General features: G+C 63.0%; 22 protein-coding genes, 1 tRNA gene and 1 pseudogene. 10 read left to right on the top strand and 14 right to left on the bottom strand.

What is annotated here, in order from left to right; translation table 11 throughout:
• Positions 1–117: 117 nt before the first annotated feature.
• Entirely contained in the window at positions 118–390 is a 273-nt protein-coding gene (locus NMG10_RS09275; protein ID WP_232854625.1) for a hypothetical protein, read from the top strand.
• Positions 390–884: an AlpA family transcriptional regulator gene (locus NMG10_RS09270; protein ID WP_062572979.1), complete on the top strand. Its 495-nt coding sequence runs from the start codon at positions 390–392 to the stop codon at positions 882–884. The genes NMG10_RS09275 and NMG10_RS09270 overlap by 1 nt, the downstream gene beginning before the upstream one ends.
• 33 nt (positions 885–917) lie before the next feature.
• On the opposite strand, the gene NMG10_RS09265 is transcribed toward NMG10_RS09270, so the two are convergent.
• From NMG10_RS09265 to NMG10_RS09250, 4 genes are all read right to left on the bottom strand, one after another.
• Positions 918–3,470: a TonB-dependent receptor gene (locus tag NMG10_RS09265; RefSeq protein ID WP_232854624.1), complete on the bottom strand. Its 2,553-nt coding sequence runs from the start codon at positions 3,468–3,470 to the stop codon at positions 918–920.
• 120 nt (positions 3,471–3,590) lie between these two features.
• The gene (locus NMG10_RS09260) at positions 3,591–4,538 is read right to left on the bottom strand and encodes a FecR domain-containing protein (protein WP_203647832.1); all 948 of its coding nucleotides are present in this window, start codon (positions 4,536–4,538) and stop codon (positions 3,591–3,593) included.
• On the bottom strand, positions 4,535–5,056 hold the full coding sequence (locus NMG10_RS09255; RefSeq protein WP_203647831.1) for an RNA polymerase sigma factor: 522 nt from the start codon (positions 5,054–5,056) through the stop codon (positions 4,535–4,537). The genes NMG10_RS09260 and NMG10_RS09255 overlap by 4 nt, the downstream gene beginning before the upstream one ends.
• 76 nt (positions 5,057–5,132) lie before the next feature.
• Positions 5,133–6,149, bottom strand: a complete 1,017-nt coding sequence (locus NMG10_RS09250) for a DUF4917 family protein (protein WP_254464222.1) — start codon at positions 6,147–6,149, stop codon at positions 5,133–5,135.
• A gap of 142 nt (positions 6,150–6,291) precedes the next feature.
• Between NMG10_RS09250 and NMG10_RS09245 the strand changes: the two genes are divergently transcribed.
• The 5 genes from NMG10_RS09245 to NMG10_RS09225 all read left to right on the top strand — a co-directional run bounded on the left by NMG10_RS09245 (position 6,292) and on the right by NMG10_RS09225 (position 13,291).
• Positions 6,292–7,350 carry a glycerophosphodiester phosphodiesterase family protein gene (locus tag NMG10_RS09245; RefSeq protein ID WP_203647829.1) on the top strand — a complete coding sequence of 353 codons (1,059 nt, stop codon included), beginning with the start codon at positions 6,292–6,294 and terminating at the stop codon, positions 7,348–7,350.
• A gap of 406 nt (positions 7,351–7,756) precedes the next feature.
• Positions 7,757–8,293, top strand: a complete 537-nt coding sequence (locus NMG10_RS09240; protein WP_203647828.1) for an RNA polymerase sigma factor — start codon at positions 7,757–7,759, stop codon at positions 8,291–8,293.
• Positions 8,286–9,248, top strand: coding sequence for a FecR family protein (locus tag NMG10_RS09235; RefSeq protein WP_203647827.1), 963 nt, complete (start codon positions 8,286–8,288; stop codon positions 9,246–9,248). Before NMG10_RS09240 ends, NMG10_RS09235 begins: the two co-directional genes overlap by 8 nt.
• Before the next feature lie 76 nt (positions 9,249–9,324).
• Positions 9,325–11,688, top strand: coding sequence for a TonB-dependent receptor (locus NMG10_RS09230; RefSeq protein ID WP_254464221.1), 2,364 nt, complete (start codon positions 9,325–9,327; stop codon positions 11,686–11,688).
• A 7-nt stretch (positions 11,689–11,695) separates the two neighbouring features.
• Positions 11,696–13,291 (top strand): esterase family protein, encoded by a 1,596-nt coding sequence (locus NMG10_RS09225; RefSeq protein ID WP_254464220.1) that lies wholly within the window; start codon positions 11,696–11,698, stop codon positions 13,289–13,291.
• A gap of 355 nt (positions 13,292–13,646) precedes the next feature.
• Here the strand turns inward: NMG10_RS09225 and NMG10_RS09220 are convergent.
• The 4 genes and pseudogenes from NMG10_RS09220 to NMG10_RS09205 form a co-directional block, all read right to left on the bottom strand.
• Positions 13,647–13,844: pseudogene (locus NMG10_RS09220) on the bottom strand (helix-turn-helix domain-containing protein); the annotation flags it as partial.
• Between the two features lie 108 nt (positions 13,845–13,952).
• Complete coding sequence (locus tag NMG10_RS09215; RefSeq protein ID WP_254464219.1) at positions 13,953–15,653, bottom strand: SulP family inorganic anion transporter; 1,701 nt, start codon at positions 15,651–15,653, stop codon at positions 13,953–13,955.
• A gap of 258 nt (positions 15,654–15,911) precedes the next feature.
• Positions 15,912–16,847, bottom strand: a complete 936-nt coding sequence (locus NMG10_RS09210; protein ID WP_254464218.1) for a ThiF family adenylyltransferase — start codon at positions 16,845–16,847, stop codon at positions 15,912–15,914.
• Positions 16,848–16,893: 46 nt separating this feature from the next.
• Positions 16,894–17,106 (bottom strand): hypothetical protein, encoded by a 213-nt coding sequence (locus NMG10_RS09205; RefSeq protein WP_254464217.1) that lies wholly within the window; start codon positions 17,104–17,106, stop codon positions 16,894–16,896.
• Between the two features lie 424 nt (positions 17,107–17,530).
• Here NMG10_RS09205 and NMG10_RS09200 point away from each other — a divergent pair, with 424 nt between their 5' ends.
• Positions 17,531–18,256, top strand: a complete 726-nt coding sequence (locus NMG10_RS09200; protein ID WP_254464216.1) for a class I SAM-dependent methyltransferase — start codon at positions 17,531–17,533, stop codon at positions 18,254–18,256.
• Positions 18,244–20,010 (top strand): GNAT family N-acetyltransferase, encoded by a 1,767-nt coding sequence (locus NMG10_RS09195; RefSeq protein WP_254464215.1) that lies wholly within the window; start codon positions 18,244–18,246, stop codon positions 20,008–20,010. Before NMG10_RS09200 ends, NMG10_RS09195 begins: the two co-directional genes overlap by 13 nt.
• A gap of 175 nt (positions 20,011–20,185) precedes the next feature.
• On the opposite strand, the gene NMG10_RS09190 is transcribed toward NMG10_RS09195, so the two are convergent.
• The 5 genes from NMG10_RS09190 to NMG10_RS09170 form a co-directional block, all read right to left on the bottom strand.
• Positions 20,186–20,259, bottom strand: a tRNA-Gly gene (locus NMG10_RS09190).
• A 115-nt stretch (positions 20,260–20,374) separates the two neighbouring features.
• Positions 20,375–21,259, bottom strand: a complete 885-nt coding sequence (locus NMG10_RS09185) for an alpha/beta fold hydrolase (protein WP_203647821.1) — start codon at positions 21,257–21,259, stop codon at positions 20,375–20,377.
• A gap of 526 nt (positions 21,260–21,785) precedes the next feature.
• Positions 21,786–22,478 (bottom strand): pseudouridine synthase, encoded by a 693-nt coding sequence (locus NMG10_RS09180; RefSeq protein ID WP_254464214.1) that lies wholly within the window; start codon positions 22,476–22,478, stop codon positions 21,786–21,788.
• Positions 22,479–22,512: 34 nt separating this feature from the next.
• Positions 22,513–22,734: a cysteine-rich CWC family protein gene (locus tag NMG10_RS09175; RefSeq protein WP_203647819.1), complete on the bottom strand. Its 222-nt coding sequence runs from the start codon at positions 22,732–22,734 to the stop codon at positions 22,513–22,515.
• Complete coding sequence (locus NMG10_RS09170) at positions 22,727–24,217, bottom strand: diguanylate cyclase (protein ID WP_254464213.1); 1,491 nt, start codon at positions 24,215–24,217, stop codon at positions 22,727–22,729. Before NMG10_RS09170 ends, NMG10_RS09175 begins: the two co-directional genes overlap by 8 nt.
• A 212-nt stretch (positions 24,218–24,429) precedes the next feature.
• On the opposite strand from NMG10_RS09170, the gene NMG10_RS09165 reads away from it, so the two are divergent.
• Entirely contained in the window at positions 24,430–24,867 is a 438-nt protein-coding gene (locus tag NMG10_RS09165; RefSeq protein ID WP_062572988.1) for a hypothetical protein, read from the top strand.
• Between the two features lie 13 nt (positions 24,868–24,880).
• Here the strand turns inward: NMG10_RS09165 and NMG10_RS09160 are convergent, their stop codons facing one another.
• Positions 24,881–25,987 (bottom strand): enoyl-CoA hydratase/isomerase family protein, encoded by a 1,107-nt coding sequence (locus NMG10_RS09160; protein ID WP_203647817.1) that lies wholly within the window; start codon positions 25,985–25,987, stop codon positions 24,881–24,883.
• Between the last annotated feature and the right edge of the window lie 62 nt (positions 25,988–26,049).

Below are 26,049 nucleotides of genomic sequence, written 5' to 3'. Positions count from 1 at the left end.
CTTTCTGAGCCTGTTGCAGCCTCTCTGGCACCTAGTCTGGCTTGTGGTGACGCCCGTCGGCGTCGCATGGTTGTCACTTGACAACCTTATTCCCATGCCCATACTGGAGCTCAATCGATGGCCCGTCCTCTCCATCCAAACAAGGAAGTCGAGCAGTCCCTGACACACGCTGAGGCGCAGGGCTGGAAAGTCACGGTGCGGGGCGGCCATTGCTGGGGGCGGATCTATTGCCCCAACAACGACCGCGAATGCCGCTGTGGCGAGTTCTGCATCACCAGCGTGTGGAGCACACCCAGAAATCCGGGCACCTTCGCTCGCCAGTTGCGCCGGGTCGTGGACAACTGCACGTCGATGCGTGGGATCGTCAATCAGCCAGTGGAGCGAAAGTGATGGAGTACGAATTCACCCTCAAGTACCAATTGCACGACGGCGTGGATGTCGATGCACTGATCGAGCTTCTGGGAGAGGCCGGTTGCGATGACGCGGTGGTCGGTAGTGGTCAGCCCGGTCGCCTGGCCCTGGCCTTCGCCCGCGAGGGCAAGACTGCGCGGGAAGCGATGCACAGCGCCCTGGAGAATGTCCGGCAGGTCTTGCCGGAGGCCCGCCTGATCGAAGCCAGTCCGGACCTGGTCGGCCTGACCGATGTGGCGGCGCTGGTGGGGGTGTCCCGACAGAACATGCGCAAGCTCATGCTCACGCATCACCGCACTTTCCCGGCCCCGGTGCATGACGGCAGCCTTTCGCTCTGGCACCTGGCCGACATCCTGGCCTGGATGCAGGAACGGGGTACCCACGCCGTTGCCCAGGCGCTCCATGAACTGGCTGTCGTGGCGATGCAGGTGAATGTCGCCAGGGCCCAGGAACGGGTGGCGAGTGGCAGGTGATGCAGTCCATTGCATCATCGCCGTTGCGCAGGATCAGAAGAACCGGGTCACGCTGATCTTGGCATTGCGCCCCTGGGTGTAGGCGTTCTCGCCCGACAGCTCCGGCCGGATGGCCTTGTTGAACAGGTTGTCCACGGTCAGGTTGACCTCGGTGCCCTTGAGGTACGGCTGCTGGGGTTTCCAGTTGGCGAACAGGCCGTGAATCTCGTACTTCTCATTGCCGAAGTTGTCGTAGTAGCGGTCGCCCAGGGCACTGGCCGGGCCCTCGAAGTACTTGTCACTGGGCAGGTGGTGGGTGGCGCCGACGAACTGCGCGGTCCAGCCGACACGGGCGTCCCAGGACGGAATCTTGACCCCCAGGGTGGTGATCCATTTCGGCGCAGGCACATCCTTGGCCCACACGTCGGGGCCCCAAGGGTTGGTGTAGGCGCCCTCGTGGCGACCTTCCATCCAGGCGTACGACACCGCGCCGAACAGGTAGGTGGAGTCGTAGAACGTCTCGATCTCGAAGCCCTTGTACTCTACGTCGCCGATGTTGCGGTAGTTGCCCATCAGGCCGCCACCGCAGGTGTTGGCGATGCTGCCGCCGGTGGCCAGTTGCTCCTGGCAGCCGACCCCGGTGGCCTTGAAGATCTCGTCGGTGATCTTGTTGCGGAACAAGGTCGTGCGTACCTGGGCGCTGTCGCCCTGGACAAACACGTTGGAGAAATCGCTGATGCTGCCCACGCGCACGCCGGTGATACGTTCCGGGTCGAGATTGCGGCTGGTGGATGTACGGCTTCCCACGCCTTGCACCTCGTACTGCTCATCCAGCACGGGGGCGCGCCAGGTCTTGCTGTAGTCGGCGAACAGCACGGTCTGCTCGGTGGCCTTCCAGAACAGCGACAGGCGTGGCGACCAGCCGCTGTAGGTCTTGTCGCTGTAGTCGTGGCCGGCCGCCGGGTTGTTGTAGTAGGGCGCCTGGTTGGGCTTGCCCTCGTTGGTGACGTGGTCATAGCGCAACGACGGCGTGATGGTCACGCTGCCCAGGGTGACCGCGTCCTGCAGGTAGTAACCCTGGCTGTCGACCTGGCCGCTGGGCATGAAGTACGGCTGGTAGTGGCCATAGTTGTACTTGGGCACTTCATAGGTCTTGCCGGGCATCCACATCTGCGTGTCGCGATCGTGGCGGCGAACCTGCACGCCTGCGGTGAGCGCGTGTTCCAGCGGACCGGTGAGGAAGCTGCTGGTGTTCTTCACATCGAGCATGCGGTCCTTGTACTCGGTGTCCATCTTGCGACCACCGGTGGACGGCTGGAAGAACGCCGTGGCTTCACGCTCGTCGGTCTGCTTGGTGTCGGACTCGGAGTATTTCACCTGCAAATCGACCCACGGATTCTCGATGGGCTGGTACTTGTAGGTGGCCGACCAGGTGGTGTCGATGGTGGTGCGATAGGCCAGGAAGCGTTTGAGAGAGCCTTCATAGCCGTACTTCCTGATGTCCGCCGCCGAGGGGGGCGCCGGGTAGGCGGTGGCGGCGAAGGTGGTCCAGCGGTCGGTTTCGGAGCGCGAGTAGGAAAGGCCCAGGCTGTGCTCGTCGGTGAAGTGGACGTTGCCCTTGAGCAGCATGCCGTCCAGGTCCAGGGCGCTGTAGGGCACGCGCTTGGGGTTGACCGGCCACTGGTTGTTCGGGTCCGGCAGGTTGTCGGCCATTTTCAGGTTGCCGCCGTCGCGCTTGGTGTAATAGACCAGGCCGTCGAAGCGCCGGTCATCGCTGCGGCCGAAAAGCGCCGAGCTGTAGATCTGCTGATGGTCGTTGCTGGCATAGCCATACTTGAGCATGGCGCCGCTGTTGCGGCCTTCCTGCAGCAGGTCGCCGGCGTCCTTGGTCTCCATGTTGACGCTGCCGCCGAAGCCGCCGTTGCCGGTCTTCACCGAGTGCGGGCCTTTCTCCACCTCGATGTGCTTGATCAGTTCCGGCTCGATGAAGATCGTGCCTTGCTGGTAACGCTCGAAGCCGCTCTTGGGCGCGCCATCGAGGGTCATCGGCACGTCCTCGGCGTCGCCCAGGCCCCAGATGTTGATGGTCTGGCCGCCGGGCTTGGCCGAGCCACCCATGTTCACGCCTGGCAAGGTGGCCAGCACGCTGGGGATGTTGTTCGGCTGGTAGCGGTCGATCTGTTCCTGGTCGAGGGTCGAGCGTCCGACGTTGCCGGGCTCCACCTGCTTGCCGTCGCCAACGATGCTCAAGGCGCCGAGCTGGATGCTGTTGTCGGCACTCGGGGCGTCCTCGCGCAGGCGCACCACGTAGGTGTTGCCCATGCGTACGACACTGAAGCGGCTGCCCACCAGCAGGCGCCCGATGGCCGCCTCGGCCTCGAAGTCGCCCTTGAGCGCCGGTGCCTGGGCGCTGCCGAGCAGGGCCTCGTCGAACAGCAGCTGGACCTTGGCCTGCTGGGCCAGCTGGCTCAGCGAACGGGCCAGCGGTTGCGCCGGCAGGTCGAAGGGCACCGGCGCGGCTTCGGCGGCCAGGCTCATGGCCAGGCACAGGGCCAGCAGGGTGGGTCGGGCAGGCAGGCAGTGCAATGGACGCAACGCGGACAACATGAATTCCCCCAAACGGCAAAAGGCCGGAAAAAGCCCGCCATCACGCGGCAGGCGGGGAGGAAGACGCGGCGTTGCGACAAAACCTCACCTGCGAATGATAAAAATTCTCAAATTATTTTTTTAGCGTCGCTCGATGCGCAGGCGCCCGTCGGCGAGCAAGGTGGTCTTGACCGGCAACAGCGCCGGCAGGGCATTGAGCAGGGCGTCCGGGTCGTGCACGTCGAGGTTGCCGGACACCTTGTAGCGGCCGAGCGCCGGATCGGCCAGCACCACCGGGTGCTGGCGATACAGGCCGAGCTCGTCGACCAGGCTGGCCAGTTCGCGGTTGCGGAAGCTCACATGGCCCTCGCGCCAGTCGGCGACTTGCTGCTCACCGAGTTCGTGGCGTGTCAGGCTGCCGCGCGCCAGGTCGTAGGTGGCACCCTGACGGGCTCCGAGCAGCACGGGCGGTTGTCGTTCGCCCGGCGTATCGAACGCCACCTGGCCGTGGGCAACCGCCACCACCAGTTCACGCTCGCCACGGCGCAGGTCGAAGCCGGTACCGACCACGCGCACCCGGCCGCTGCCGGCGTCGACGAACAATGGGCGTTCCTTGTCGGGCGCGACCTCAATGTACAACTGGCCGCGGTCGAGGTGGATCAGCCGCCGTTCGGCGCTGAAGTCCAGGCGCAGGCGGGTCTGGGCGTTGACGTAGAGCTGGCTGCCGTCGGGCAGTTGCAGGGTCTGCAAGGCCTGGCCGGCGGCGATGCGCTGGCTGAAGGCGGTGCTGCCCGCCCCCAGGTTGCCCGCCAGCACCGCGCAGAGCAGGGCCGCCGCGGTTGCCAGGGCCGGGCGCCAGCGTGGTGCGCGGCGCACCGGCAAGGGCACGGGGCGGTTGGCCTGCTTGAGCGCGGCCAGGTCATCCCACAATTGTTCGAACTGGCGGTAGGCGCGGGTGTGCTCGGGCGTCTGCATCCACAGGGCGAACGCCTTGCGCTCCTGGCGCGAAGGCTGGTTGCGGTTGCGGCTGAACCAGCTCGCCGCCTGGGCGTCGATCGGCCGCGGGTCGAGCTCGTCGGTGGGGGTCATGGGAACTGCTCCGTGCCGTTGTCACTGTCCAGGCGTTGCTTGCATTGCAGCAGGGCGGCGGCGATGTGCTTCTCGACCATGCTGACGGAAATGTTCATGCGTTCGGCGATCTGGGCCTGGGTCAGGCCTTCGAAACGGTGCAGCATAAGGGCTTCGCGGCGTCGCGGCGAGAGTTCGCTGAGCACCTGGCGCAATTGATTCAGCCGCTGTTGCTGCTGGGCGTGGTCCAGCGGGTCATTGGCGGGAGTGTCATGTGCCTCGGGCAGGGTGTCGTCGGCCAGCACCGCGTGGCGGACTTTCTGCCGTCGCCAATGGTCGCTCAGCAGGTTGCGGGCCACCTGGAACAGGAACGCGCGCGGCTGCTCCACCTTGGCTCGGTCCCGGTAGCCCAGCCACTGGGCGAACACATCCTGGGTCATGTCCGCGGCATCGCTGGCATTGTCCATGCGCTTGCGCAGGAAATGCAGGATGTCGGCATAGAAACCGTGGGCGACAGGGTCGGGCTTGGGGCGCTGCATGCACGCTTTCCGGGCTGGCGTGGAGGAAAGGGTGCGGATCTTATCGAGAATTATTTACATTTGCAAAGTGATCGATTCAGCGCCGACGAGCGTGGTTGACGGGCACGGCGATCGCCAATTCTGCCAGCCCGAGGGGGTGACTGGCTGAGTCGAAGAAATGCAGGGGAACCTGGGCAAGATCGGCGAAGCGGTCGATAAAGTGCTGCTTCTGGTTGATGATCGAAGCCTCGCTCAATGGCCGGATGGCGATGGCCAGGTGCTGGGGCCGTGCCTGACGGATGGCCTCGAGCAGGTGTTGGTCGCTGGCATCCAGGTGCTGGCCGAACAGGCACAGGCCACCCTGTTCGCGGGCCAGTTGCCCCAGGCTCCAGGACAGGTAGTCGCTGTTGCGGATGGCGCGCAGCTTGTCCTCGCTGCGGCTCTCGTTGACGAACAGCGGCACTTCGCCGGGGATGTTGACGGCGAAGCCTTCGAGCAGCTCGGCCTGTTCCGCGCCGCGCTGGCGGGTGCTGCCGTCGGGTAGTTTAAGCAGGTGCATGCCGCCATGCAGGTGCAGCACGCGAATGCCTTCGACCTGGCTGCGGCGCACATCGAAGAAACCCTGCTCGTCGAACAGGCTGGCGAAACCTTGCGCATCCTGGGCCATGGCCCAGGGCAGGATCAGGTCGTAGTTGCTGGTGTAGACGGTGCGGTACTGGCGCAGCGCCTGGTTGATGGCCGTGCGTGTCGCGTCGGGGAACAGCGGCCAGGGCAGGTGCACGGCGCGCACCGCGTGGATCAACGCTTCCTTGATCGAGTAGTAGCGGTTCAGCGGCGCGGTGGAGTTGATCGCCAGCGCGGCGTTGGCCCGTACCGTGGTGTTCAGGGTGCTGAGCACCGGCTCGAACAGTTCGCTGCCCAGGGCCTTGAACAGCGCCTGGTCGCTCACGCCCAGCGCCTTGTGTCGCACCTGCTGGGCTTGCTCGAACAACGAGAAGTAGCCGAACGGTTTCCACAGCGCGCGGCTGGCGCCGTTGCCCAGCAGCAGGGCCGTGCTGGGGTGGCGCTGGTTGAGGTCGGCCCAGGAGGGCAGGTGGGCGTCGAGTGCGGGCATGGGCGGTCCGTTGGGTGGGGCGGAAAACGCCGGGGACTTTAGCATGTCATGCAGAGTGTGCGAGGCTTGCGCCTTCAAGGACTGCACCGTTGACCTTGCCGGCGTCTTCCGGAGGCCGGCCCCGATCTGCAAAGGACTACCCATGTACAAGACCCTTCTCCTGGCCACCCTGCTGGCGAGCTCTGCCGCCCATGCCACTGATGGCAAGGCCCTCGCCAGTGCCCAGGACATCCCTCACCCGGCCGTGATCGCCCACCGCGGCGCCTCGTTCGACGCCCCCGAGTCCACCACTCCCGCCTACCTGCTGGCTCGTGAACTGGGCGCTGACTACCTGGAAATGGACCTGCAGCGCACCCGCGATGGCGTGCTGGTGGTAGTCCACGACGATGTGCTGGCGCGCACCAGCGACGTCGCCGAACGTTACCCGGAGCGCAAGGCCAGCCCGGTCAGCGCCTTCACCCTGGCCGAGCTCAAGGCGCTGGATGCCGGCAGCTGGTTCAACAAGGCCTATCCCCAGCGTGCCCGGGATGCGTTCAAGGGCCAGCGCATCCTGACCCTGGACGAGGTGATCGACATCGCCGAAGGCAACCCCGAGCGTCACCCCGGCCTGTACATCGAGACCAAGGAACCGGCCCAGTTCCCTGGCATCGAACAGGACCTGAAGAAACGCCTCGAAGCCCGCGGCTGGCTCGACAAGCCGGGCCGGGTGGTGTTGCAGACCTTCGACCGCAACAGCCTCAAGCTGCTGCACCAAGCCATGCCGCAGGTGCCGAAGATCCTCTTGCTGTGGGTGGCCAAGGGCAGCATCGAACCGGCCTCCGGGCAGGACTTCGCCGAGTCCGGCGAGCAGGACAAGTCGGCCTTCTACGCTCGCCAGCAGCCCAAGGACCGTGCCGAGTTCGAGCGTTGGCTCGACTACGCCAAGGCCGGCGGCGCCATCGGTACCGGCCCTTCGGCGATCCGCACCCGCCTGGGCGAGCAGAGCTATTCCGACCTGATCCAGCCGTGGATGAACCAGGCCAGCCATGCCAAGGGCCTGCTGGTGCACGTCTACACCCTCGACGAGGCGGTGGATTTCGACAAGGCGATGAAAGCCGGCGTCGATGGCATCTTCACCAACCGCGCCGCTGAGCTGATGCGTTTCTACGGCCGGCCGTTGCCGCAGAACGAGGGCCAGTTGCTGCGCAAGCTGGGTTACTGATCGACACGATGATGCTAGTGTGGTGTTTCACAAATAACGACCATAACTCGCGGCGTTTTTTGCGCTCATGCGGCGTTGTCGCTCCTCGCCGTAGCTGGGCTACGACTCGTCGCGACGCCTTGCCTGAGCGCAAAAATCGCTCGCGATTTATTGGTCGTATTTGCAAAACACCACACTAGTGTCCTGTCTCGGAAATAAGCTGTTCACTTTTGGCGGCGTCTTGGGCGCCCGGCCGGCGTTACCACTCCTCGCCATAGCCCTGCTATGACTCGTCGCGGCGCCTTGGCCGAACACCCAAGCCACTCGCCAAAAGAGAACGTATTTCCGAGACAGGACACTAGCGATGGCCGATTGGCATGTGTGAGAATGATAGGAATTCCTATTAACGGCCCTCGCCACATCCGCAATGACCTCCCTTTCCCGCGTTTGGCACGCCCAGCCTGCCCTCAAGGCGGCCGTCGATGATCTGCTCGCCCATTACAGCGATCTGCGCCGCTACCTCTGCGGGCGGCTGCGCAATCCTGACGACGCCGCCGATATCGCCCAGTCCAGCTTCGCCCAGGCCTATGCCCACGCGCTCAACGCACCGGTGATCAATGCCCGGGCCTTGCTGTTCCAGGCGGCGCGCAACCTGTGCATCGACCAGTACCGTCGGCGCAGCACCGAACTGGCGGCGCTGGAAGACTGGCTGGCGCGGGCCGATTGGCTCAGCCCCAGCGTGGAAGAGATCATGATCGCGCGCGAGCAGCTGCAGCACCTGATCGCCCGCATCGAACGGATGCCCAGGCTGCGCCGTGAGGTGTTCGTTCGCGTGCGCCTGCACGGCCACAGTCACCGTGAGGTGTGCGAGGCCCTGGCGCTGTCGGCCAAGTCGGTGGAGCTGCATATCGCCCGGGCGGTCTTCGACCTGTCCGAGCTGCGCCTGGCGAGCCTTCATGACTGAGCCGGCTGCGCCGCGCAAGGTGCAACAGGCGCTGGTCTACCTGGCGGCGCTGCAAGGGGACGATCCGGAGCGCGTGCGCAAGACTCACGGCTTGGCGCAGCGCTGGCGCGGGCGCAGCGCCGAGCATGAGCGCGCCTGGCTGGAAGCCGAGCAGCGTTGGCAGCTGGTTCACCGCCTCGCGCCGCAGCTGCGTGGCGCGTTGCAGCCGCAGGCCTGCGATGTCGGTCGCCGGCGGGTGTTGCGCCAGGGCGGCGCGCTGGCCTTGCTGCTGGCTGCCGGTGGCTGGCTGGGCTGGATGTACAAGCGCACCGCAGCGTTCCAGCAGGACCTGCAGACGGCCCACGGGCAAGCGCCGGAGGCGCTGGCGTTGCCGGACGGCAGCCAGTTGCTGGTGGCGGCCGAAAGCAACCTGCGCGTGTGTTTCGATCATGGCCAGCGCCAGGTCCTGCTGCTGCACGGCAACGTGTTCTTCGATGTCGCCCATGAGCTGTGGCGACCGTTCCTGATCAGCACGCGCCTGGGCCTGGTGCAGGTGCTGGGCACCGCCTTCACGGTCAGTGACCGTGGCGACCGGGTCCAGGTGGCGGTGGCCAGGGGGCGGGTCCAGGTGCGCGACCTGCAAGGTGGCGAGCAGGTGCTGCAGGCCGGCGAACGCATCTGCCTGGATGGCCAGGGGCGGCTGGGCAGCTTGCGTGCCGGTGGCCGGTTTGGCCCGGACCTGGCGCACTGGCAGCGGGGTTGGTGGTCGTTCACCGACCAGCCGCTGGTCGAGGTGATCGGCGAGCTCAATGCCTATGTCGGGCGGACCGTTCGGGTCGATCCGGGGGTGGCCAACCAGCGATTGACGGGCAGCTTCCCGAGCGACCGCCCCGAGGTGTTGCTTGAGGCGTTGCCGGGGATCCTGCCGGTCAGGCTGCTGGAGCAGGGTGGCGAGCGTCTGGTCGTGCCGCGCTGACGCCCAAAAAAGTTTGAGGGGTAAACCGCCGCTGCCGCGTCATCAGCTGTGAACCCACCTCCTGCAAGGACCGATCATGTCGCTTTTCACCCCCCGCTTCCCCGGCACCCTGCGGCGCCTGGCCCTGGCCTGCGCCCTCGGCGGCAGTGGCCTGGCCCTGGCCGATAGCCAGCCGCTGAACCTCGACCTGCCGGGGCAGTCGCTGGAGGCCACGGTGCATGCCCTGGCCCATGAATCGGGGGTGGCGATCGCCGCCGACAGCCGTGTGCTGGCCGGGCGCAGCGCGCCTGCCTTGCAGGGCCGCTACACGGTGTTGCAGGCCCTGCGCCAGCTGCTGGCCGGCAGCGACCTGGTGGCGGTGGAAGAAAACGGCGTGATCATCCTGCGCGGCCCGACCGACCAGGGTGCCCTGACCCTGGGGGCGACCACGGTCAATGCCTCGGGCTTCAACAGCGACCTGCCGGAAAGCTACAGCGGTGGCCAGGTGGCCCGTGGCGCGCGCATCGGCATGCTGGGCAACCGTGACCTGATGGACACCCCCTTCAGCGTCACCGCCTACACCGCCAAGACCATCGAGAACCAGCAGAGCGGCACGGTCGGCGCGGTGTTGCGCAACGACCCGTCGATCCGCTTCAGCACCGGTGAAGGGCATGCCTACGAGAACTTCATGATCCGTGGCTATGCCCTGGACTCCACCGAGCTGGCGCTGGGTGGACTCTACGGCCTGGCGCCCGATGGTCACGTGCCGACCGAATTCCTCGAGCGCGTCGAAGTGCTCAAGGGACCGGGCGCGCTGCTCAATGGCATGGCGCCCAACGGTGGTGTCGGCGGGGTGGTCAACCTGGTGCCCAAACGCGCCGGCGATGCGCCGTTGACCCGCCTGACCACCAGCTACGTGTCCGATGGTTATGTCGCCGAGCATATCGATGTCGGCCGGCGCTTCGCCGATGGCCGCTTCGGCATTCGCTTCAATGGCGTCTACGGCAGCGGCGACACGGGTGTCGACGAACAGTCCAAGGACCGTACCCTGGCGGCGCTGGCCTTGGACTATCGGGGCGATGACTTCAAGCTCGAACTGGATGCCTACGAAAACCACGAGAAACTGGAAAACGGCAGCCCGATGATGGCCGGCTTCAGCGGCCTCAACCACGTAACCCGCGCACCCAAGCCGGACACCAACATCCTCGAAGGCATCCACGCCCGGCAGATCAGCAAGGCCGTGGTGGTGCGAGGCGAGTACCAGCTCGATGACAGCTGGAGCGCCTACGCCAGCGTAGGTGGCGCGCGCACGCGCTACGATGGTTTCCTCAACGGCACGCGGGTGGTGGTGAACAAGGCCGACGGCACGGCTACGGGGGAAACCTACAACCAGGCCGGCTACACCCACAGCCTGTCTACCGAGGCCGGTCTGCGCGGCAACTTCATGACCGGCCCGGTCAGCCACCAGATGGTGCTCAGCACCACCTTGCTGCACCAGGACATCGGCCGTGCGCCAACGGTCACCGGAGCCAAGTACCCCACCAACATCTACCACCCGGGCAAGGCGATCATCGCCGGCGACCACGGCAGCAGCACCAAGACCGGCGACAACACCCTGTCGAGCTTTGCCGTGGCCGATACCCTGGGCTTCATGGACGAGCGTGTGCTGCTCACCCTCGGAGTCCGCTCCCAGCGCGTGCGGCAAAAGATGAGCAACCCTTCGTACGACGAGCAAAAGCTGACCCCGGCCGTGGGTATCGTGCTCAAGCCCTGGGACGCGCCGGTGTCGTTGTATGCCAACTACATCGAGGGCCTGACCCAGGGCGGCATGGTCACCGACCAGAAGGCCGCCAACTACGGCGAGCAGTTCGCGCCCTATGTCGCCAAGCAGATGGAGGCCGGGGTGAAATGGGACCTGGGCGACTTCACCCACACGCTGGCGGTGTTCCAGATCGACAAGCCCAGCATGATCTACGACAAGCCCAGCAATCGCTACAACGATGACGGCGAGCAGCGCAACCGAGGGGTTGAGTGGACGATGTTCGGCGAAGTCGTCCCCAGCGTGCGCCTGCTCGGTGGCGTGACTTACACCCGTGCGGTGCTGAGCAAGACCGCCAATGGCGCCATGGACGGCAACACCGCCCGCGGCGTGCCGGCCTGGTCGGCCAACCTCGGCGCCGAGTGGGACCTGCCCGGGGTCGAGGGCCTGACCCTGACCGCCCTGGGTATCCACAGCAGCTCCCAGTACCTCGATTCCGCCAACCAGTTGAAGATCCCGCAGTGGACCCGCTACGACCTCGGCGCGCGCTATGCGACCAAGGTGCTGAGCAAGGAGGTGACCCTGCGTGCCAGTCTGGAGAACGTCGAGAACCGCGCCTATTGGGCCGGCGTGTTCAACGATGGCTACGCCACCGTCAGCGAACCGCGCACGCTCAAACTCTCCGCCAGCGTCGACTTCTGAGGTGGGCATGCAGCGATTCAAGCGCTTGAGTGGTGCATGGCTGCTGGCTGCACTGTGCTCGAATGCGGCCCTGGCGGCCGCGCACGCCGATCTTGAGGTTGGAAAATCGGTCGCCGGCCAGGTCGACGCAGCGCATCCGCCAACCTGGCAGTTGGCGCTCAAGGCCGGGGACCTGGTGCGTGGTCGGGTCGACGGTGATGTCAGCCTGCGCCTGCTGGATACCGAGGGGCGGCCGTTGCGCCTGCTGATCGACGGCCTGGATCAACCCCGTGAGTTCCTGTTCGTCGCGCCGCAGGATGGCCGCTACGGAGTGCGCGCCGAACCCTTGGCGATCCGACCGGCAGAACGCTTCAGCGTGAGCTTGGAGCAGGTGCAGCCGGCCAGCGAGCAACGTCGAACTGCTGCGCCCCTGCTCAGCCCGACAATGCGTGCTCTGCAGCAGCAACTGGCGTCTGGTGGAGGCACCGATGCGTTCTGGAAAGCACGTGCGGGCGAAGGGACGCCGCTGGTCGAAGTAATTCCAGGGCAGCCGGACAAGCGGCTGGTCACTTTCCTCTGGCGTGGCGCACGGGACAATGTGCGGATGTTCGGTGCGCCTTCTGGCAACCACGAGCCCCTGTCCCGGATGGGTGCGAGCGATGTCTGGTTTCACAGCTTCGAGGTGCCAGCGGCCACCCGCCTGAGTTACCAGATGGCCCCGGATGTGCCGGTATCCGACGACCATCGGGTGATCCTCGCCAGCACCCGGCGCGACCCGCTCAACCCCAACACCTTCGCCGACGCCAGCGGCGATGCCTGGTTATCGCGCTCACGCCTGGAGCTTGCGGATGCGGCGCCCCAGCCCTGGGTCGCCGAGCGTGCCGGGGTGGCCCGTGGCAGCCTGGAGCGCAAGCGCCTGGCCAGCGAGGTGCTGGGCAACGAGCGCGATATCTACCTCTACCGCCCGGCGGGCTGGCGCCCGGGCAAGGCTGACCAGGCCTTGCTGGTGCTGTTCGATGCCCATGCCTACACCCGCCAGGTGCCGACCCCGACGATACTCGACAACCTGATGGCCGACGGCCTGATCCCGCCCACCGTGGCGCTGATCATCGCCAACCCCAGCAGTGAAAGCCGCGAGCGGGAGTTGCCGCCCAACCCACTGTTCGCCCGCTTCATGGCCGAAGAGCTGATGCCCTGGGCCAGCCGCCAGGGACTGGCGGCGCCGGCTTCGCGCACCGTGGTCGCCGGGTCCAGTTACGGCGGCCTGGCGTCGGCCTACATGGGCCTCAGGCACCCGGAATTGTTCGGTAATGTGCTGAGTATGTCCGGCTCCTACTGGTGGCCGATGGCCGGTGAAGAGCCTGGCTGGTTGACCCGCGAGTACGTCAAGGCGCCGCGTCAGCCGTTGCGGTTCTACCTGCAGGCGGGGCTGTTCGAGGGACCGAGGATCCTCGATACCAACCGCCATCTGCGCGATGTGTTGAAAGCCAAGGGGTACCGGGTGGAACAGGTGGAGTTACCTGCCGGCCATGACTATCTGCAATGGCGCGGGAGCCTGCCCTGTGGGTTGATCAGCTTGCTTGGGCAGGGGACACAGGCTGTGGCGCGGGCTTGTGTGCCGTAAGCGTTCGGCGATAGATCGTCCGCGCCTATGAGATCGAGCGCCGCCCGCGCGGCGCATCGCGACGCAAGGCCGCTCCTACATTTGTTGCAACGTGCCTAACCTGTCAGGCCATGGTTGCCCGCCTTGGTGCATGTCTTGAGACAGGTGAAGCGCCAGTAGTGCTCACGCTGAAACCGCGTCGTACCCACAAGGCGGACCCGGCAATGGCACAGGATTGACTGGCCCGAAACAGATGTAGGAGCGGCCTTGTGCCGCGATGCGCCGCGCGGGCGGCGCTCGGTCTTATAGGCGCTGCAAGGCTATCGTCTGGCACCTGGTCGCCTACATGAGGTCAAAAGTTCCTACCCAGGGGTCATTGTTCCCATTTGCGCAGGGTGGCCACCTGCACGTCGATCATCTTGGCAAAGCGTACCAAGGATAGCCCGGTCGCCTTGCGGATGTTCCTGAACTGAAGGGCGTCGATTTCAAACTGGCGGGAGGGGAGGCGTTTGCCATGGATGATCTCATCCATCTGTTCAACGCTTTCCATAAGCTCTTCGAAGTGGTGGCTCATATGGCTACCGTGCTCCTTTTCTGAGATTGATGGTGATCCTCGAAGTGTACTGATCATTACGAGCGCGGTTATGTCATTCCCTTCAGTTAGTGATGTAGTCCCTCTCCCTCAACCCGCCTCTCCCTCCCGCCGAGCCCTGTTGCGCCACACCCGATACGCCCGAATCCCCGCCCGTACCGAGCCGAACAGCAACTTCTCTTCCATTTCCCGCGCCATCCCGGAACGCACCAGCATGCGCAGGAAGGTGCCGCGGGCGCGGGCGATGGCGAAGTGGATGCCCTGGGCGGCGAGGGTGTCGCGCACTTCGCGCAGGGCCGCCACGCCACTGACGTCGATGCTGGTCACGGCCTCCGCGTCGAACAGCACCACCTGTGGTTTCTCCACGCCCTGCACGGCTTCGAGCAGGCGCATCTTGAAGTAGTCGGCATTGAAGAACAGGATCGCATCGTCGAAGCGATACACCACCAGGCCCGGGACGGTGCGGGCGTCCTTGTGCTGGCGCACGTCCACCTGGCCCTCGATGCCCGGCACCCAGCCCAGCACGGCGTCGGTGGGCTGGTAGATGCTGTAGAGCAGGCGCAGGATGGCCAGGGTCACGGCGAACACGATGCCCGGCAACACGCCCAGGCCGAGTACGCCGACCGTGGTCAGCAGGCACAGCCAGAACTCGAAACGGCTTAGCTTGCGGATGGTCTTGAGCGACTTCACGTCGATCAGCCCCCAGCCGGCCATCAGCAGCACCGCGCCCAGCGCGGCCTGGGGAATCCAGGCCATGGGCGCGGTGAAGAACAACAGGATCAGGGCGATCACCAGGGCGGCGATGATGCCCACCAACTGGCTCTTGCCGCCGACCATGTCGTTGACCGCGGTGCGCGAATCGGCGCCGCTGATGGCGAAGCCCTGGGATATGCCGGCGGCCAGGTTGCTCACGCCCAGGGCGAGGAACTCGTGGTTGGCGTTGATCGCGTAGCCATGGCGGGCGGCGAAGCTGCGGGCGGTGAGCATGGCGCTGCAGAAACTGATGGTGGCGATACCCAAGGCGTCGCGCAGCAGGCTCTTGGTTTCCGCCAGGCTGCTCTGCGGCCAGGCCAGTTCCGGGATGCCCGCCGGCACCGGGCCGAGGATCGCTACCCCATAACGGTCAAGACCGAACAGCCCGGCCAGGGCGGTGAACACCACCACGGTCACCAGTGCCGCCGGCAGTCGCGGGTAGCGTCGCGGCAGCCAGACCAGCAGGCCCAACCCGGCCAGGCCGATGGCCAGGGTCAACCAGTGGATCTCGCCCAGGCGCTGGAGGAAGTTGATCAGGCTGAGGATGAACCCATCGCCTTCGATCTTGAAACCCACCACCTTCGACAACTGCCCGGCGAGCAGGCTCAGGCCGATGCCGTTGAGGTAGCCGATGAGGATCGGCCGCGAGAAGAAGCTGGCGATGAAACCGGCCCGCGCCACCCCGGCGGCGATCAGCATCACGCCCACCAGCACGGTGACGATCACCGACAGTTCGGCGATGCGGTGCGCATCGCCCATGGCCAACGGCGCCACGGCCCCGCCAATCATGGCGCAGGTGGCGGCGTCCGGGCCGACCATCAATTGCCGTGAACTGCCGATCAGGGCATAGACCATCATCGGCAGCACGCAGGCGTACAAGCCGTACTGCGGAGGCAGGCCGACGATCTGCGCATAGGCGATGGCAATGGGGATCTGGATCGCGGCCACCGACAGGCCGGCCTGCAGGTCAGCGTGGAACCATTCGCGGCGGTAGTGCAACAGGTTGGCCAGGCCTGGTAGCCAGCGGGAGAGAAACATGCGCAGTCCTTTGGAATTGTTTCAGCAAGCTTAGCGGTTATGCACCGCGAATCACTGGGCATTCAAGCCAATCGGCGCGGCGCTGGCCATGGGCCAGATCAACAAAGGAACGCTGGGAACGAAAAAAGGAGCCGAGGCTCCTTTTGACAGCGACGACGTGGTTGGAACGTCGTGCGGGGAATGCGAGTGCATTGACAGAAAGACGGCGCACATGTTGGCCAGGGCCGCTCAGGTCAGCGGGCCACCCTCTTCTTCATGCTATTGGAAAGTTTCTCTCGAGTTCCATCGGGCGATACGGGTCTTCTGCCGTCCGAACGTATTCTCTGCCAGAGAAGCGATCAGGTTCGAGCTCAACGCGGAGGCCAACGAAAAATTCATAGGACCATAGCTTGGCATAATGGCACTCGGTAATGCAGTCCACTGCTCTTCTTCTAGCATGTTGTAAGCATCTTCGATCGCTTCACAATCATCAGGTACAAAGTGAAAAGAGGTGCATATTTGGTGCAAATAACCGCCAGAAACAACCGGTATGCCTAGTGCTTTGGTGATCATCCAACCTTCTCTCGCCAGCGTCGGTGGATTGTCTGCGGTAATGGCAACGCCATGAATATTTGTCATGGCCAGTTGATGAATCCCATCTGTTCCCGGGCTGGCGTCTACGCAGTCAACCTCTATATCCTCGAATCGAGCTTCCAAGGCACGTTTTAGTACGTCCACCTTTTTGTGATTAACATCGCTAAGTACCCAGAATAACTGACGGTTCAAATTGCTTCTCTCGACAACGTCAGTGTCTACCAGGCAGAACTTTCGTATTCCCGCACCCGCCAGCAACATGGCGAGCGAACTGCCAATTCCACCGCAACCGACAATCAATACCCTGGATTGCCGAAGGTTTTTCAAGTCGGCAATCAAGCTTGTGCAGTTTTTTGCGTAGCAGAGTAGATAACTTGCCGTCCTGCTCGTCTGAGGTTCCGCCAGAAGGCCAAGTACTGCATTAACCTCAGCAGGGGTTCCTTTTACAAGCGAGCCGGCAGCATGCAGCGCTTTGTGCAATGCACTCTCTGAGTTTTCAGGGATCTCCACAATGGCATCAGGCCCGTTTACAAAGAGCGATCCGGGCCTGCTTGAGAACAATGTGGAGGGCGCAACAACGCCTGTCGCTATTCCTTTTGAGTAAAACACCAGATCTTCCATATCATCTCCAACAAGGCCAGAGCTCTTGAGCTCTGGCCTTGATCTATCAATTACGGCAAGAGGGGAGCATGGCGACCCCAGGCAAGCAGCCTGGGCCTGCTGCCACGGTCAACTGATGAGGGGTCACACTCACTTCTTTAGTCGCCACACTCACTTCTTTAGTCGTAAGTTTTTGAGCATCCTTCTCTTGATGCAGAGCGGCCTGGGCTGCAGGAGAGCCGATTAGAACTGCTGCTGCTACACCAATCATCTTCTTCATCATGTAACTCCTGTATGAGAACGGTTATCGTTCGCCTCGGACATTATTCTCTAAATGATTCTCAGTCAAGATGTAAAAACAGATTTTTATCGATGAAAGCACCGTTGATGGTGTCAGTGCGTTGCCTATGAGGCGTTGAGCCGGTGCAGCCAGGGAACGAGGCTTTATGGCGATTGGCCATCGCTTGAGCGGCGGTGCAGTCTGATTCTGGTTCGCAGGCAGATATAAGGAATAAGAGCCTTTTATTCCGTTCGTTCGGCAATAGATCGAAGAGGTTGACAAGGTGAAAAATAACATCCATCATCGCGAATGATTATCATATCGATCACCGGGAGGGATGCCTGTGAAATGCTCAGCTGAAGTAATAAATACCGATAAATCTTCACCCTTTCAGGGGATGTCATATCCCGATCTTGTAGCGTACATGAAGCAAGAAAATACGCCTCCAGGTGCTGGCTTCACGCTTGATTATTGGATTGAAAACGCATTCATCGATGGTTCATCTTTTCTACTGGATTTAGCGTGCTCAACCGGATTTAGCTCTAGATATTGTTATGATAAAGTGGGTGCCACAGCTGAAGGGGTTGATTTGAGCCATAAGGCTGTGGAAGTAGCAAACGAAAAAGCAAAGGTTGTTGGGGCAAGTCGCAATGCCTATAAAGTAGGGGATGCCTGTCAATTGCCCTATGCGGATCATACATTTACTCACGTACTGGGTGGGTGTAATTTCGCCTTCATTCAAGATCGTGAAAAAGGGATTTTAGAGTGCAAGAGAGTGCTTAAGGATAATGGCATTCTGTGCGTGTCGAACTATTTTTATTTTGAGACGCCTCCAGTCGATGTCATCGATGCGGTCGAACGATCATTGGGATGGCGTCCTGACCCCTCTTGGGATTACGATTATTGGAACAACTTTTACCAGCGCGCTGGCTTTGTCCTGGGGTCTGAGATGAAGTTTGGTCTGGAGGTAAAGAGCGAGAGTGAGTTATTTGACAGCATCTGCTCATACATAAGGGATGAAAATGAATGTACAAGCCAGCTCGACGCCAGCCTGCAGGAGCCGCTGATCAAGCACTTCTATGAAGTTAGAAAAAGCCTGAATGAGCAAAGGAACTATCAGGGGGTTGCAATCCAGCTATGGCACAAGTGAAGCCGAAGGAAGATTTACTGAGGATTATTGGCAGGATTGCCAGCGAGCCATCCTCTTCTGGCGAGCCGTTCTTTGTTTTTGACCTCGATGCATCCTTGGAAAACGCTGCTGCTTTTCAAGACGCTGCGAGGCGTGAGTTTGAGAAGGTTTCACTTAGGGCGTCGATCAAATCATGCAATGTCGGCTTGTTTTGCGAGCGGCTCAGGCAGTTAGGCTATGGGGCCGAGGTGTGTAGTTTAGAAGAACTCGGGTTGGTTGAACGCGCCGGGTTCAGTTCCTCGGATATCATATTTGACGGCCCGTTGAAGACGGATGAAGAGTTAGGCTACTGTATCGATAACGATGTGCTCGTCCAGATTGATGGCCTGGGAGAGCTTGAGCGAGTCTGTGAAATAGCCCAGGCCAGACTCAAGAAAGTAGATGTTCTTGTCCGTCTAACCCATTTGTATAAGGATCAGGGTTATTCCAGGTTTGGCATGTCCGGCTCTGAATTTACCGCTGAGGCCGCCCCCCTGCTCAAAGATTGCAGCTTCGTTGAGCTCAAAGGATTTCACTTCAATTTTGGTTCGAACCTTTCTTCCCATCTTCCCATCGTAGAAGGACTTTCTCACTGGGTAGAGTTACTGAATACATGGATGCCGGAAAATGGCGTATTAGATCTGGGCAGCGGTTTTCCAGCAGATTCATTCAGCGATGACCCCGGGACGTCGACCCCTGACGCTGCCCAGTTTTTCTCTGGTATAAAGTCTTATCTGCTCGACAAATTTGGAATCAAGGCCAATGCCTGGACATACCTGTTCGAGCCTGGCCGGGTATTGAGCGAAGACTTTGGATACTTGGTAGGCAGGGTCGTAGATTCTAAATGGAGGAATGGGATCGAGATACTGCAGAGTAATCTTGCAGTCAACTGGGTGGGGTCCATGCGGTCATGGCATCATCTGGTCGCGCCTTTGGACCACGCCCGACCTCCCGCCAGAGCGACTCAGTATATCGCTGGCTTCAACTGCTTCGAGCAAGATTATTTAACCGCGATAGGTTCTGAGTTTTCGTTAAAGGCAGGTGATTGGTTTTATATCAGGGGCTGTGGCGCATATGATCTGCAGACGATGACTGAGTGGGTAAGGCGTCGTCCGGTGGTCTTGGCAGTAGTCAATGGCGATGTGGAGGTCGCGAGGCCTCGTGGGTTGACGAACGGGCTGTGCTCTGACGATCTATACCTTGCGTATGAATCCATAGATGTAAATGAGGACATATCGCTCCTTCAAGCAAGACCACGATTTGCTGACAAACTATATCCGATCATCGACAGGAACAGGCAGGGCTTTTCTGAAGCGATGCATTGGCCACGCTATTCGACCAGCCTCAAGAGCGTTCAAGATTTCTTGTTGCAGTCTCAGCTTGAACATCAGAAGGGAGCGTCGAAAACTTACGTCGTACACTTCAGGGGCGAGCCATGTGGCATGCTTTCATTTCACGAAATAGATTCGTCAAATAAAACGGCCTATATTGGATATTGGCTCGATCCTGACCGCCGTGGTTGCGGCATCATCACCCAAGCCCTACAGGCTCTTATCTCACACTATGCCGATGGCGGAGATATTCAACGATTCGTTATCAAAGTGTCCGTGCACAACGGCCCAAGCAATCGAGTCGCGCAGCGCTGCGGATTCGCGTTGGAGGGCACTCTTAAACGATCAGAAAGAATTGGCGACCGTTACGTCGACCAAAATATTTATGGGCGTGTTGTGGAGTGAATGTTCAAGTGGGAGGAGGGCAGTAACGCAGCGCCCTTTTGACCGCTGGCTGGCGGGGCTATGTCCGGGTTGAGCGGAAGGCCAGATCAATGCTTTGGCGCAGAGACGAAAAAAGGAGCCGAGGCTCCTTTTGACGGCGACGACGTTATTGGAACGTCGTGCGGGGAATGCGAGTTGGAGCGGGTAGAGGGAATCGAACCCTCCTCAATAGCTTGGGAAGCTATAGTTTTACCAATAAACTATACCCGCTTCGAAGCACGACTTTTTACCAGAACCCTCGCCGAATGAGAAGCCCAAGGCTGCAAAAAAGCCTGTCGGCGACCCGTAGCCTGCGGGTATCGAGGGCTACGGGGCGCCGATGCGCTCAGATGGCCAGTGCATGCTGCCCCGTTTCCTGTGAGTAGCGGTGGCGGGATTCGCGCAGAGCCGGCTTGAGGAAACCGAGCATCGCACTGCGGGTATCCTCGCAGGCGGTCTTGTGCTCCATGTCGAGGAAGTGGCCGGCGCCCTGGATCACGCTGAACTGGCTGCGCCCGACATGGCGGCTGAACTGGCGGGCATCCTCGACGGTGGTGTACTCGTCGCGGTCGCCGTTGATGAACAGCACCGGGATGTCGATGTTGCGCGCGGCCTTCAGCGCCCGTTCCAGGTCGTGGTCGAGCACCTGGTTGATGTGGAAGTGCATCTGCGCGTATTCGTGGCTGTCCAGGCTGCTGACGTGGCGGTAGTTGAAGCGCTTGAACAGCGACGGCAGGTACTTGCCGATGGTGTCGTTGACCAGGTTGCCCACCTGGTAGCGGTCGCAGGCGGCCAGGTACTGGCAACCGCGGTCCAGGTAGTCGCGCATCGGTTCGTTGATCACCGGCGAGAACGAACTGACGATGGCCTTCTTCACCAGCCGCGGCTGGTGCGCCAGCGCCAGCAGGGTGCAGGCACCGCCCCAGGAGAACGACAGGACATGGTCGGCACGGAAATGCTCGATCAGTTCGAGCAGGATGTGCGCCTCGGTCTCCTTGGTCAGCAGCCGTTCATGGCGGTTGTGCGGTTTGGACTTGCCGGCATACGGCTGGTCGTACAGCACCACGTTGAACTGCGGGTGCAGGCTGCGCACTGTCTGTGCAAAGGACGCCGTGGTAGCCAACGAGCCATTGATCAGGATGATCGTCTTTTCGGCGCCCTGCGCGCGATGGAACTCCGTGTAAACCCGGTACTGCCCTTGGATATCAAGTACAGCGATTTCTGGCCTCATGTCATCGACTCCTGGCGCAAAAAGGGTATTCGCGTCACCTGGTGGCGTGTGCGATCGGCAGGCGGGCTAGGCGCCGAATCGACCGGACAGGCCATTAGGGTGCACGTGCTTTATGACAGGTAGGCATTCGCCTGGAACGGAAACCGGTGGGCCCTTGTGTCGATCCTTGACGCGTGTAGTCGACGGTATTGTTGTGCGGGCGATTACCGTGCCCCAGGGCATCGAGACCCCGGGTGGCCGGTAAAGGGCGTCTTGGACTGCGGTTGTGACCGTTGAGTCACATGCAGACCGACGAGTTAGCAGTCAAGCAGGGAGGGCGGGATCGCGCAAGTGCCGTTGGAGCAATCTTTCGTGGGAAACCGCCGAATGGTGGATCGGCCGCATACACGCCCTGTAGGAGCGGCCTTGTGCCGCGAAAGGGCTGCGAAGCGGCCCCACGACCTCCGCGTCGAGGTAGAAATTGCCGGGGCCGCTGCGCGGCCCTTTCGCGGCACAAGGCCGCTCCTACAGGGGCATGCAAATCCGCTCAGACCGAGGCGATTTCCTCGGCGGTCAGCGCCCTGAACGCTCCTGGAAGCAATATCGGGTCCAGTGTGATCGAACCCATGCTTTCCCGATGCAGCCCCACCACCTTGTTCTGGAAGTGCCCGAACATCCGCTTCACCTGGTGATAACGCCCCTCGACGATGACCAGACGTGCGCTGCGCGGGCCGAGGATATCCAGCTGGGCGGGCAGGGTGGTGAGGTCTTCGAAGGCGAAGTAGAACCCTTCGCGGAACCTGTCGACGTAATGTGCGCCGATCTCGTCCTCGGTGTGCACCAGGTAGGTCTTGGGCTGCTTGGTCCGTGGCTGGGTCATGCGTCGCGACCACTGGCCATCGTTGGTCAGGATCATCAGCCCGGTGGTGTTGTAGTCCAGGCGCCCGGCGATGTGCAGGTCATCGCGCAGCTCTGCCGGCAGCAGGTCGAGCACGGTACGGTGCTGCGGGTCCTGGGTGGCGCTGACGCAACCGGTGGGCTTGTGCAGCATCAGGTAGCGCGCCGGACGGCCGGCCTGGAGCACCTGCTCATCGACCTCGACGCGGCTGAATTCACGCACCTCCAGCAACGGGTCGGCGGTCGGCAGGCCATCCACGCGCACGCGCCGCTGCGCCAGCAGCAGGCGTACTTGCTGGCGGTTGTAGCAGGGCAGGTTGCCGAGGAATCGGTCGAGGCGCATGGGGCGGGTCGCTTGCGGGAAATCGGCGCGCAGTCTAGCGGATCGTGTGCACTGGCGCTGCCTTGAGTTGCCCATCGACCTGCGCGCAGCGCGGGCACAGGCAAGCCTTGTCGCGCAGTTCGGTGGGCAAGGCCTCGATCACTGTTGGGTCGATGGCCACTTCGAAGCACCAGCAGCCTTGCGTGGCGTTGCGCGGGTCGGCCAGGCCGCACCGGTTGAGGGCGCCGCAGGCGGGGCAGTGTCGAGGATCAGGCATGGTCGGTTCCGGGCATTTCGCTGCAGACACGGTTGCGTCCGCCTTGTTTGGCACGATAGAGCGCGTGGTCGGCGCGGGTCAGCAGGCTGTGCAGGCTGTCGTCGCGCTGCAGGGCGGACAGGCCGATGCTCACGGTCAGGCGCAGTGGCTGGTCGGCATGGCTGAAGGTCAGTTGCTCGGTGCGCCGGCGGATCTTTTCCGCCACCTCGATGGCCTGGCGACCTTCGGCTTCGCGCAGCAGCACGATGAACTCCTCGCCGCCCCAGCGGCACAGTATATCGGACTGGCGCAGGCTGCCCTGCAGCACATTGGCGAACTGGCGCAGCACTTCGTCGCCGGCCAGGTGGCCGTGGGTGTCGTTGAGGGTCTTGAAGTGGTCGAGGTCGATCAGCAGGGCGACCAGCGGCGCGTTGTCGCGCTGGGCTTCGATAAGGGCCTGGCCGGCCAGCAGGTCGAAGCTGCGGCGATTGGGCAGGCCGGTGAGGCTGTCGAGGGTGGCCAGCGCTTCGGCGTTGTCCTGGTGCCGCTTGACCATGGCATTGAGCAGCGACAGGACCACCAGGGTGATCATGGCGCAGATCGCCAGGTTCAGGTACAGCGACTGGCGGATGCGGTCCAGGGCGCCGGTTTCGCGCTTGTCCACCAACAGGTACCAGTCCAGTTCCGGCAGCAGGCGCACATTGAGGAAGTGACTGTGGCCGTCGTTGTCGGTGTACTCGTGGCTGCCGCTGGCCGGTGTCGGCATGCGTGCCAGCAGGTCCTGCCACTGGCTGCTGTCGGCCAGTTGCTGGCCAGCCCGCAGGCCATGGGGGCCGCCGTCGGAGCCGGTCAGCAGGACCTTGCCCTGGGCATCGGTGAACAGCACCGAGCGCTGGTAGCGCCGTTGGTAGTCGTCGATCAGGCGGACCACCGACTCCACGCTCAAGCCCACGCCGGCGGCGCCGATGAAGCGCTGCTGGTAGTCGAGCACCCGGTGGTTGATGAACACGGTGAGCTTGTCCTGGTTGGCCATGTCCAGGTCGACGTTGATCTCGTAGGGTTTGCTCGACTGGCGCAGGCGAAAATACCAGGCGTCGCGCCAGGCGTCGGCCCGCACCTGCTTGAGCACGCCCTTGGCCTGGTAGTAGGTGAGGCTGCGGTCGGAGACGAAGAAGCTGGTGCAGGTGGCCTGGCTGCCCATCACGGCGCCCAGGTAGCGGGTGATGCGCCCGGTGTCCTGCTCGCCGGCCAGCACCCAGTCGCGCAGGAAGGTATCCTGGGCCATCATCGAGGCGATCAGCACCGGGCGGATCAGGTCCTTCTGGATCTCCGAGTAGACGTTGTCGGAGGTCAGCGGCAGCTCGGTGTTGACGATGCCGTCGCGGATCGCCCCGCGCGAGGCGTAGTAGCCGAGCAGCGAAGTGGCCAGGAAGCCACCGGCCAGCAACAGCAGCAGGGCGAAGATCAGCGAGCGTTGCGAGAACAGGGTGGAAGGCGAGGGCATGATCGTCCCGTGAGGTGTGCCGGTGGCCACATTCTAGAGAGATGACCGAAAAATGACTGCATGTTTTTCGGCGTTACAGGACCTGTTTCAATTTGTTGCGAAAATGGCACTGAACCCGGTTGCCACGGTCTTATCCTGTGTCGACCAACAGCTTGTCGTCGACGCCCGCCAGCGTCGCTGTGCCGGGCATCCCTGCGGTCCAGGAGGCCGCCATGTACCCACGAATCCTGCTCGTCGTCCTGCTCGGACTGCTGACCTCCGCCTGCGCCCCCTATTACGAGAGCGGCGGCTATTACCGCAGCGACTACTACACCAGCGATCGCTACGTTTACCCAGGCTACTACCGCCAGGACCGCTACTACGTGGTGCCGCAGACCCGTTACTACTATCAGCCCGCGCCGCGTTACTACAGGCCGGCGCCGGTGCCGCAGTACCGCCCTTATCCGGCGCCCGGCATGCAGCCGCGCTGGCACGGGAATCCGCGTTACGACTACGGCAACCGCCAGCGCTATGACTACGGGCGGGATCGCGACCGCCACGACTACCGCAATGACGACCGCCGGGGCGATCGCTGGCACTCCAACGGGCAGGGCAACCGTGACCGTCGACCCGATGGGGGCCGGGGTGGCGAGCGGGGCTGGTCGCGGTGACAGGGCACTGACGTCATCCCAGTTCCGCCAACGGATGGCGCCCCTCCCAGGCCTTGCTGAAATGCGCCTCCACCACCGCCGCCGGCACCTGTGCCACATCCGGCCAGTGCCAGCGCGGGGTGTTGTCCTTGTCCAGCAACCTGGCCCGCACCCCTTCACTGAACTCCGGGTGACGGCAGCAGTTCAGGCTCAGGGTGTATTCCATCTGGAACACCTGGGCCAGTGACAGGTGCCGCGCTCGACGGATCTGTTCCCACACCAGGTGCGCCGTCAGCGGGCAGCCCTCGTGCAGACGCTGGCCCGCCGCCGCCAGCAAGGGATCGGTATGGGTGGCCAGGCCGGCCAGGGCCCGCCAGGCCGCCACCGGGTCGGCCACATCGAGCACTTCGTCGATCACGGCGCGGCGTGCCAGCCACTGGCCTTGCGGCAGTTCGGCGCAAGCGCGGTGCTGCTCGGCCTTGAGCAGGCTGTTGAGCTGCAGGGCGGTCTGCTCCTGCCAGTTCAATTGCAGCAGTTCCTCGATCAGCGCCTCCTGCTGATGCTCGCCCAGGAAACGATCGGCCAGGTCCAGGTCCAGCGCGTCGCGGGCGTTGAGCGGGGCCCCGGTCAGCCCCAGGAACAGGCCGAGCTTGCCCGGCAGGCGGGCGAGGAACCAGCTGGCGCCGACATCCGGGTACAGGCCGATGCTGATTTCCGGCATGGCCAGGCGGCTGCTGGGGGTGACGATACGTACCGCGGCGCCCTGCAGCAGGCCCATGCCGCCGCCCAGCACATGGCCATGGCCCCAGCACAACAAGGGTTTGGGGTAGGTGTGCAGGCGATGGTCGAGGCGATATTCGCTGGCGAAGAAGGTAGCGGCCAGCGGCGGTACGCTACCGGGGTGTTCGCGGCAGGCCTCGACCAGGGCGCGGACATCGCCACCGGCACAGAAGGCCTTCGGCCCGTTGCCGCGCAGCAGCACGCAGACGATCCCGGGGTCGCTGGCCCAGGCGCGCAGCCGCTCGTCGAGCACTTCGATCATGGGCAGCGTCAGGGCGTTGAGCGCCTTGGGCGCATCCAGGGTGGCGATGCCGATACGGGCGCCGTCGACGCCGGTCAGTACCTCGCATTGAATGGACATGGACTACCTCGTGCAGGTCATCCCCTCAGTATGGCCTGCCGCGGCGAAGCTGCCGGTCGTCG

Source organism: Pseudomonas sp. DVZ6, assembly GCF_024259445.1.
Taxonomy (GTDB): Bacteria; Pseudomonadota; Gammaproteobacteria; order Pseudomonadales; family Pseudomonadaceae; genus Aquipseudomonas; species Aquipseudomonas peradeniyensis.
The sequence above is the reverse complement of the archived record's forward strand: the minus strand, read 5'-3'. Positions and strand labels throughout refer to the sequence as shown.

What these genes read in the sequence shown, in the direction of transcription:
- NMG10_RS09205 (WP_254464217.1), bottom strand. Translation starts at nt 17,106, where the DNA reads ATGAAGAAGATGATTGGTGTAGCAGCAGCAGTTCTAATCGGCTCTCCT.
- NMG10_RS09235 (WP_203647827.1), top strand. Translation starts at nt 8,286, where the DNA reads ATGACTGAGCCGGCTGCGCCGCGCAAGGTGCAACAGGCGCTGGTCTAC.
- NMG10_RS09195 (WP_254464215.1), top strand. Translation starts at nt 18,244, where the DNA reads ATGGCACAAGTGAAGCCGAAGGAAGATTTACTGAGGATTATTGGCAGG.
- NMG10_RS09200 (WP_254464216.1), top strand. Translation starts at nt 17,531, where the DNA reads ATGAAGCAAGAAAATACGCCTCCAGGTGCTGGCTTCACGCTTGATTAT.
- NMG10_RS09230 (WP_254464221.1), top strand. Translation starts at nt 9,325, where the DNA reads ATGTCGCTTTTCACCCCCCGCTTCCCCGGCACCCTGCGGCGCCTGGCC.
- NMG10_RS09255 (WP_203647831.1), bottom strand. Translation starts at nt 5,056, where the DNA reads ATGCAGCGCCCCAAGCCCGACCCTGTCGCCCACGGTTTCTATGCCGAC.
- NMG10_RS09275 (WP_232854625.1), top strand. Translation starts at nt 118, where the DNA reads ATGGCCCGTCCTCTCCATCCAAACAAGGAAGTCGAGCAGTCCCTGACA.
- NMG10_RS09210 (WP_254464218.1), bottom strand. Translation starts at nt 16,847, where the DNA reads ATGGAAGATCTGGTGTTTTACTCAAAAGGAATAGCGACAGGCGTTGTT.
- NMG10_RS09240 (WP_203647828.1), top strand. Translation starts at nt 7,757, where the DNA reads ATGACCTCCCTTTCCCGCGTTTGGCACGCCCAGCCTGCCCTCAAGGCG.
- NMG10_RS09250 (WP_254464222.1), bottom strand. Translation starts at nt 6,149, where the DNA reads ATGCCCGCACTCGACGCCCACCTGCCCTCCTGGGCCGACCTCAACCAG.
- NMG10_RS09265 (WP_232854624.1), bottom strand. Translation starts at nt 3,470, where the DNA reads ATGTTGTCCGCGTTGCGTCCATTGCACTGCCTGCCTGCCCGACCCACC.
- NMG10_RS09260 (WP_203647832.1), bottom strand. Translation starts at nt 4,538, where the DNA reads ATGACCCCCACCGACGAGCTCGACCCGCGGCCGATCGACGCCCAGGCG.
- NMG10_RS09165 (WP_062572988.1), top strand. Translation starts at nt 24,430, where the DNA reads ATGTACCCACGAATCCTGCTCGTCGTCCTGCTCGGACTGCTGACCTCC.
- NMG10_RS09185 (WP_203647821.1), bottom strand. Translation starts at nt 21,259, where the DNA reads ATGAGGCCAGAAATCGCTGTACTTGATATCCAAGGGCAGTACCGGGTT.
- NMG10_RS09215 (WP_254464219.1), bottom strand. Translation starts at nt 15,653, where the DNA reads ATGTTTCTCTCCCGCTGGCTACCAGGCCTGGCCAACCTGTTGCACTAC.
- NMG10_RS09175 (WP_203647819.1), bottom strand. Translation starts at nt 22,734, where the DNA reads ATGCCTGATCCTCGACACTGCCCCGCCTGCGGCGCCCTCAACCGGTGC.
- NMG10_RS09245 (WP_203647829.1), top strand. Translation starts at nt 6,292, where the DNA reads ATGTACAAGACCCTTCTCCTGGCCACCCTGCTGGCGAGCTCTGCCGCC.
- NMG10_RS09180 (WP_254464214.1), bottom strand. Translation starts at nt 22,478, where the DNA reads ATGCGCCTCGACCGATTCCTCGGCAACCTGCCCTGCTACAACCGCCAG.
- NMG10_RS09170 (WP_254464213.1), bottom strand. Translation starts at nt 24,217, where the DNA reads ATGCCCTCGCCTTCCACCCTGTTCTCGCAACGCTCGCTGATCTTCGCC.
- NMG10_RS09225 (WP_254464220.1), top strand. Translation starts at nt 11,696, where the DNA reads ATGCAGCGATTCAAGCGCTTGAGTGGTGCATGGCTGCTGGCTGCACTG.
- NMG10_RS09270 (WP_062572979.1), top strand. Translation starts at nt 390, where the DNA reads ATGGAGTACGAATTCACCCTCAAGTACCAATTGCACGACGGCGTGGAT.
- NMG10_RS09160 (WP_203647817.1), bottom strand. Translation starts at nt 25,987, where the DNA reads ATGTCCATTCAATGCGAGGTACTGACCGGCGTCGACGGCGCCCGTATC.